Annotated in this window: 4 protein-coding genes; all 4 read left to right on the top strand. The window is 62.2% G+C overall.

All coding sequences use genetic code 11. The features are described from left to right. Positions 1-370 precede the first annotated feature (370 nt). The 4 genes from ON40_RS09810 (at position 371) to ON40_RS09795 (ending at position 7,878) form a co-directional block, all read left to right on the top strand. Entirely contained in the window at positions 371-3,652 is a 3,282-nt protein-coding gene (locus ON40_RS09810) for a protein kinase domain-containing protein (protein ID WP_040820718.1), read from the top strand. 688 nt (positions 3,653-4,340) lie between these two features. Continuing rightward, positions 4,341-5,843: a 2-methylcitrate dehydratase PrpD gene (gene prpD / locus ON40_RS09805; RefSeq protein ID WP_040820716.1), complete on the top strand. Its 1,503-nt coding sequence runs from the start codon at positions 4,341-4,343 to the stop codon at positions 5,841-5,843. Further along, entirely contained in the window at positions 5,843-6,757 is a 915-nt protein-coding gene (prpB, locus tag ON40_RS09800; RefSeq protein ID WP_040820715.1) for a methylisocitrate lyase, read from the top strand. Before prpD ends, prpB begins: the two co-directional genes overlap by 1 nt. After that, positions 6,757-7,878, top strand: coding sequence for a bifunctional 2-methylcitrate synthase/citrate synthase (locus ON40_RS09795; RefSeq protein ID WP_040820713.1), 1,122 nt, complete (start codon positions 6,757-6,759; stop codon positions 7,876-7,878). The genes prpB and ON40_RS09795 overlap by 1 nt, the downstream gene beginning before the upstream one ends. Positions 7,879-7,938 lie beyond the last annotated feature (60 nt).

The following is a 7,938-nucleotide window of genomic DNA, read 5'->3' as shown; positions in this document are numbered from 1 at the left end:
GGCGGCAGATAAGGCCGACATAGATAGGACCAGATTGTTAGCAATTAAAGAAAACCGAGTTCAGATAACTGTTCCGCAGGCCGCGAATTCAGTCGAGCAGATCTCGGCCAATGACTGTGTTTTGTCGATCTGGAGAAGTCCAAGGAGATCAGTGTCGCCAGAACCACGGGTCGGTCACCAAGTCTTGCCCGCCGTTGCTACCCACCTGCGAGACGGCCTGAAAGTCTACGACCCCTTCGGTCGGACGTCGATAGCTTGCAGCTCGAACCGACAGCCCTAGCACCGTGGTTGGCGATACGCTGGCGTTGTCGGAAGGTGAGCGCATGGTGCCCGGTGACCGTGCACGTGCCCAGCGGATCGCGTGCATGTGATGGTCGACGAGGATCCGCTGGAAACCCGCCGCGACGTGAATATGCCCGTCGCGACGGAGTTGAGTGCGGCCGGGCTCGAGGATGCGAAGGAGATCGGCCGAGGGGGTTTCGGTGTCGTCTACCGGTGCACGCAAGTAGCGCTGGACCGCACGGTCGCCGTGAAGGTGCTGACTGCAGAACTGGATGCCGACAACCAGGAGCGATTCTTCCGCGAACAACAAGCGATGGGGCGGCTGACTGGGCATCCGAACATCGTCATGGTGCTGCAGGTGGGTGTCACGGCCGTCGGGCGACCATATCTGGTAATGCCGTATCACCCCTTGGATTCACTCGATGCTTGGATCCGCCGACAAGGGCCGGTACCGACCGAGACGGTGCTCTGGGTCGGGGTGAAGATCGCCGGTGCGCTCGAGAGCGCGCACCGACTCGGGATCGTGCATCGCGATGTGAAACCGGGAAACATTCTGCTCACCGACTACGGGGAACCTGCATTAACCGATTTCGGTATCGCGCGTATCGCAGGAGGGTTCCAGACGGCCACGGGCATCCTGACGGGTTCTCCAGCATTCACCGCCCCGGAGGTGCTCAGTGGCGGGACCGCGACACCGGCAGCAGATGTGTACGGGCTGGGTGCGACTCTATTCTGTGCGCTGACCGGACATGCGGCGTTCGAGCGTCACAGCGGTGAGGAGGTGGTTGCACAGTTTTTGCGGATCACCAGCCAGCCCACGCCGGACCTGCGGCAGGGCGGTATTACCGACGATGTGGCGGCGGTCGTGAGAGCGGCGATGAACCGGGATCCGCAGCAGAGGCCGTCGGCGGCGAGGTTGGGCGAGACGATCCGCCAGGTCCAGCGGAACCACGGATATCAGGTCGGTGAGATGGCCGTGTATGGCACACCGACTGCGGCACCAGGGTTGCCTGGCCGTACTCCCGCGAGGGGGGAGTCGCCCCCCTCGCAACAAATGGAGGCTTACCGAAGTACGGGTGAGTTGCCGCTCGAGTTGACGAGTTTCGTCAACCGCCGCGCTGAGACATCCGAGATCAAGAACCTGCTGTCGGTGACGCGGCTGGTGACATTGACCGGAATCGGTGGTGTCGGCAAAACCCGGCTGGCGTTGCGGGCGGCGTCGAATGCTCGATCAGGTTTCGCCGATGGGGTACGGGTGATCGAACTGGCCGACGTGCGCGACCCGACACTGCTGGTAGACGTCGTGGCTGCCTCGCTGGGCTTGCGGGGCGATTCGGCCCAGCCGATGCCGCAGGTGCTGGTCAACTTCCTACGTTCCCGGGAAGCGTTGCTGGTTTTGGACAATGGCGAGCAGGTTGTCGAGGCGTTGGCGAGATTGGTCGAGACATTGTTGGTGGCGTGTGCGGACCTGCGGATTCTCCTCACCAGCCGCGAGCCGCTGGATATTGCTGGGGAAGCGGTGTTGCGGGTATTACCGCTGTCCGTTCCGAGCTCCGACGGTGAGCCCACGCTGCGGGGGCTGCCCCAATACGACGCGGTAACCTTGTTCGCCGAGCGCGCCGCGGCGGTGGTTCCGGGCTTCGAGGTCACTGCGGACAACAAAGCCGCGGTGGCCGGGGTCTGCGCCCGGTTGGACGGATTGCCGCTGGCGATTGAGCTGGCAGCGGCGCGGATGCGCACGATGTCACCACAGCAAATCCTGGCGCGGCTGACCGACCGGTACACCCTGCTGACCCACAGTAGCCGCACGGCGCCGCAGCGGCAGCAGACGCTGCGGTGGTGCATCGACTGGAGTTACCAATTGTGCACCACGGTCGAGCAGCGACTGTGGGCCCGGTTGTCGGTGTTCGCCGGCGGTTTCGAACTCGATGCCGCCGAACAGATCTGCGGTGCCGAGTTAGCGCCGGAGAGCCTCCTGGACGCGTTGTCGTCCTTGGTGGATAAATCGATCGTGAACCGGGAGGAATCTGATGGCGTGGTGCGATTCCGTATGCTCGAGACGCTGCGAGAATACGGTCGCGAACAGCTGAACGAGTCCGGCGAAGATCTGGATCTGCGCCGTCGGTTCAGTGACTGGTACCAGCGGTTGGCGCTGGATGCCGAGGCCGGGTGGATAAGCGACCGACAGCCTGACCTGCTGGCCCGTCTCGAGCGTGAGCAACCGAATCTGCGGGAGGCGCTCGAGTTCTACACCTCCGACGACAGCGCAACCTCGGGCGAAGCTGGGCTGCGCACCACCGCGGCGCTGTGGATGTTCTGGAGCTACCGCGGTATGCATGGTGAAGGTCGGCGCTGGATCGCCCGCGCCCTGGCCCATCCCACCGTTCGTTCGATTCCCGACCGCATCAGGGCGCTTCATGCCGGCATTGTCCTGGCCACGATGCAGCGAGACTTTTCGTTGGCCGAGGCCCTACTGGAGCAGGCGCGCGCTCTGGCAGAACAGGATCGCACTCCTATGAACCAGGCGCTGGTTGCCTGGGCCGACGGCTCCTTGGCGCTGTATAGAGACGAACCTGCGCGGGCAGTATCTTCCTTCGAGCGAGCGGTCGAGGTGTTCAGCTCGAACAGAAAGGGATATTTCCACGTTGCTGTGCTGATGTTGCTGGGTTGGGCGTACGCATCGCAGGGCGATACCCAGCGGGCGATCGAGTGTCACGAGCAAATGCTCGCCATCACCGAAGAGAGTGGCGAATCTCTGCTTCGGTCGCGTGCGCTGTGGGGAATGGGAATCGCCGCGTGGCAACAAGGCCAGCAACCACACGCACAAGAATTACTGCAGAAATCGCTACGAGTCAATCGGCGCGTGCGCAGCCCGATGATCGCGGCGTTCGATATCGAGGGGCTGGCCTGGACCACCGCCGATCATGATAGTGAGCGCGCAGCCGTTCTGATGGGTGCCGCAGAAAATCTGCTCCGGTCCACCTCCGGCGTTTCGATTTTCTTCCCCGAGCTATCCGACGCACACGACGAATGCGAGCACATGGTGCGTCGCAAGCTCGGTAACCAACGATTCGATGCGATGTTCAAGCGCGGTCAGGCCATGGGAATGAACGCTGCGGTGGCCTACGCATTGGGAGAGCCGGAAAATGCCACCCCCCACGCTTCAGGGATGGAGTTGACCGACCGCGAACGGCAGGTCGCCGAGTTTGTCGCCAAAGGGCTTACGAACAAGCAAATCGCAGCAAAATTGGTGATCTCGCAACGCACCGCAGAGCACCATGTCGAAAAGATTCTGACCAAACTCGGCTTCACTTCCCGTGCTCAGATCGCGGCCTGGATCGTGGACCGGGGCCATCACGAAAGCCTTTGACCGCAAAGCATCGCATATGCTTTCGGGATCAGCCGCTGCCGGAATTGGCACTTCGACATCGTATTCCTTGGCTCGTGTCAGCAGCTGGGTACTGAATTCGGCACCGGCACTGTGCGCCGTCAGCTCCAGCGCGTGCGCGTCACAGCATCTTCCTCGGGCTCGGCGAAACGACTACCACCTCCGAGCTTCCCTCGCTGCTCGACCGCTACGCCGACCAGCACCGCAACCATTGTCCGACTTGCCCACCTCCAGCTGGAGGAGGAAGACCCACGGTCGGCCGGACCACGGCGATCCGAGCGGATGGACGGCTACCGTTGAAGACTGTCGGCGCCCTCGATGCGCGCTCCACCCCGGTGTCGGTCAGGGATCATCCGGACTGTGAGCGGCGCTGACACTGGTAATCACTCGCATACGAAAACGATCCGAAATGCGGAGCACGCCAGAGAATCTCAAGCTATGCAATATGTCACATTCCTGGGGGCGACACGGTCTGACGCGGAACTAGGCATCCGATCAACACCACCGCCCTGCACGCGATTCAGGGATACAAACCCAACTTTCCGCCCACCTTGTCAAATTCGCAAGTGAGCTTCCACAAAATTACACTTTTGCAACAGGTACCGTCTCCAATTCATTCTGTGTAACGTCCGAATTATCCGGTGAAAACACGTCTGGAGGCCACCGAACTGTGAAGAACCATATCGTTCGCACCCATCGTTCCGCGGAGGAATTCCCTCGCGAAGAACACCTTGCCTGGCGGATAGCCGAAGTCGCCACCGACAGTGCGGAAGTCGCCGCCGACACCGAAGAGATGATCGTCAACAGGATCATCGACAACGCCGCGGTCGCTGCAGCCTCGTTGGTCCGTCGCCCCGTCGCCAACGCGCGTGCCCAGGCAATCGCCCATCCCTACGACCAAGGTGCGGCGGTCTTTGGTCTCAACGGTTCCTACTCTCCTGAGTGGGCTGCATGGGCCAACGGCGTCGCGGTGCGCGAGTTGGACTTTCACGACACATTCCTCGGCGCAGAGTACTCGCATCCGGGCGACAACATCCCGCCGATCCTGGCTGTCGCCCAGCACACCGGGCGCACCGGGCGCGACCTGATCCGCGGTATCGCAACAGGTTACGAAGTTCAAATCGATCTCGCGCGCGCGATCTGCTTGCACGAGCACAAGATCGACCATGTGGCCCACCTCGGCCCCTCTGCCGCCGCGGGAATCGGCACCCTTCTGGGGTTGGACACCGAGACCATCTACCAGGCCATCGGCCAGGCACTGCACACCACCACCGCCACTCGCCAGTCCCGCAAGGGCAAGATCTCCAGTTGGAAGGCCTACGCCCCGGCCTTCGCTGGGAAGATGGCCGTCGAAGCCGTCGATCGCGCGATGCGGGGCGAGGGTGCGCCTTCCCCGATCTGGGAGGGTGAGGACGGCGTTATCGCCTGGCTGCTGGGTGGCCCCGACGCGGAGTACTCGGTCTCATTGCCCAGCCCGGGCGAGGCAAAACGAGCAATCCTGGACTCCTACACCAAGGAGCACTCGGCCGAGTACCAGAGTCAAGCGCCGATCGACCTGGCTCGCCGCATGCGCAAACGCATCGGCGACCTGACACAGGTCCAGTCCATCGTCCTGCACACCAGCCACCACACTCATGTGGTGATTGGCACCGGCTCCAACGACCCGCAGAAGTTCGATCCCAAGGCCTCGCGCGAAACGCTTGATCATTCGGTCATGTATGTCTTCGCGGTCGCGCTGGAAGACGGTGCTTGGCATCACGAACGCTCATACGCACCCGAACGCGCGCAGCGCCCCGAGACGATCGCGTTGTGGAACAAGATCTCCACTACCGAGGACCCTGAATGGACTCGTCGCTACCACGCCTTGGATCCGAATGAGAGGGCGTTCGGCGCGCGCGCAGAAGTCACCCTCGAGAATGGGGAGGTCATCGTGGACGAGCTGGCAATCGCGGACGCCAATCCATACGGTGCTCGGCCGTTCGCTCGCCCACAATATGTCGAGAAGTTCCGCACCCTGGCAGAAGACGTGATCGTGCCGGCCGAGCAGGACCGCTTCCTGGAGGCCGTGCAGAACACGCGAGAGCTTGCAGCCGGAGAGCTTTCCCAGCTCTGTTTCTCGGTCCCAGATGAAGTGCTTGCCCGCGCGCCGAAGTCTCCGAGGGGGCTCTTCTGATGACCGGTCTCATCGCTGCCGCCACCTCTGCCGCAGACAAGCGTGCCGCGCTCAAAGCCGGCCTGAACTCCGGCACGATTCAGCGGTTCCCCGGCGCATTCAACCCTTTGGTGGCCAAGCTGATTCAGGAGATCGGTTTCGAAGGCGTCTACGTTTCCGGCGCGGTGCTGTCGGCCGACCTGGGGTTGCCCGACATCGGGCTCACCACCTTATCCGAGGTTGCTGGACGCGGCCAGCAGATCGCCAGCGTCACCGATTTACCTGTCCTCATCGATGCTGACACCGGCTTCGGTGAACCCATGAGCGCCGCCCGCACAGTAAGCGTCCTCGAGGATGCAGGTATCGCCGGCTGTCATCTCGAAGATCAGGTCAACCCGAAACGGTGCGGCCATCTGGACGGCAAGGCGGTGGTGCCGACCGCGGAGATGGTGCGACGGTTGCGCGCAGCCGTATCCGCACGACGTGACCCGAATTTCGTGATCTGCGCGCGCACCGATGCAGCCGGGATCGAGGGAATCGACGCAGCCATCGAACGCGCCAAGGCCTATGTCGACGCGGGTGCAGACCTCATTTTCACGGAGGCGCTCGACACGGCGGCTGATTTCGAGAAGTTCCGCGGTGCAGTGTCGATTCCTCTGCTGGCCAACATGACCGAGTTCGGCAAATCCGAGCTGATACCGGCGCAGACGTTGGAGTCGATCGGCTACGACGCGGTCATCTACCCAGTGACCACCCTTCGGCTCGCGATGTACGCCACTGAGACCGGGCTGCGAGAGATCGCGGCGACCGGCACCCAGTCCACCTTGCTGGGCCGTATGCAGCAGCGCAGCCGCCTCTACGAGCTCCTGCAGTACGAGCGTTACAACGAATTCGATTCCGACATCTTCAATTTCACCCTGGGAAGGAACCAGTAATGGCGGAGACTGCGATACCGACCGTCTACAAGGGTCTCGCCGGCGTCGTCGTCGACACCACCGCGATCTCCAAGGTGGTGCCGGAAACCAACTCACTGACCTATCGCGGCTACGCGGTGCAAGATCTGGCCGCCAGCTGCAGCTTCGAGCAGGTCGCCTACCTGCTGTGGCACGGCGAACTGCCGACCGCCGCCGAACTCGACCGATTCTGCCAGCGAGAACGCGCGAGCCGGAGTGCTGATCGCTCCCTCTTGTCACTGGTCGCGAAGCTGCCCGAGAACTGCCATCCGATGGACGTGGTGCGCACGGCGATCAGCTATATCGGCGCGGAAGACCCGCTCGAAGACGACAACTCGCCGAAAGCTAATCGGACCAAGGCAATACGCATGATGGCGGTGCTCCCGACCATCGTGGCCGCCGACCACCGACGCCGCCACGGCCTGGATCCCATAGCACCGAGTATGAATCTTGGGTTCGCCGAGAACTTCTTGGGTATGTGCTTCGGCGAGGTGCCGGCACCCGAGCTGGTCAAAGCATTCGAGGTATCGCTGATCCTGTATGCCGAGCACAGCTTCAATGCGTCCACTTTCGCCGCCCGAGTAGTCACCTCAACGTTATCGGACATCTACAGCGCCGTCACCGCCGCCATCGGTGCGCTCAAAGGGCCGCTGCACGGCGGCGCCAACGAAGCCGTCATGCACAACATGCTCGAGATCAATGATCCAGCGCTGGCAGAGGAGTGGATGCACAGCAAATTGGCGAACAAGGAAAAGATCATGGGCTTCGGCCACCGGGTCTACAAGAATGGTGACTCTCGGGTGCCGACCATGAAGAAAGCGTTCCTGGACATCGCTGCAGCTACCGGCGGACAGAAGTGGGTACGCATGTACCAGATTCTCGAGAACACCATGAATGATTCGACGGGTATCAAGCCAAACCTCGATTTCCCTACCGGCCCAGCCTATTACCTGCTCGGTTTCGATATCGAGGTGTTCACCCCAATCTTCGTCATGAGCCGCATCACCGGCTGGACAGCCCACATCATCGAACAGAGTGGATCCAATGCCTTGATCCGGCCGCTCAGCGAATACGTTGGCGTACCACAACGTTCCGTTGCCTGACAGCCCCGGGGGCGGGACCGAGGGTGTGACAGAACCCGCAGCCAGAGTTGATCGGCCCGC

It is taken from the genome of Nocardia jiangxiensis NBRC 101359 (genome assembly GCF_000308615.1).
Classification (GTDB): Bacteria; Actinomycetota; Actinomycetes; order Mycobacteriales; family Mycobacteriaceae; genus Nocardia; species Nocardia jiangxiensis.
This window is presented reverse-complemented; position numbering and strand designations above follow the sequence as displayed.

Coding starts and splice junctions, on each gene's coding strand:
- prpB (WP_040820715.1), top strand. CDS start 5,843: ATGACCGGTCTCATCGCTGCCGCCACCTCTGCCGCAGACAAGCGTGCC.
- ON40_RS09810 (WP_040820718.1), top strand. CDS start 371: ATGGTCGACGAGGATCCGCTGGAAACCCGCCGCGACGTGAATATGCCC.
- ON40_RS09795 (WP_040820713.1), top strand. CDS start 6,757: ATGGCGGAGACTGCGATACCGACCGTCTACAAGGGTCTCGCCGGCGTC.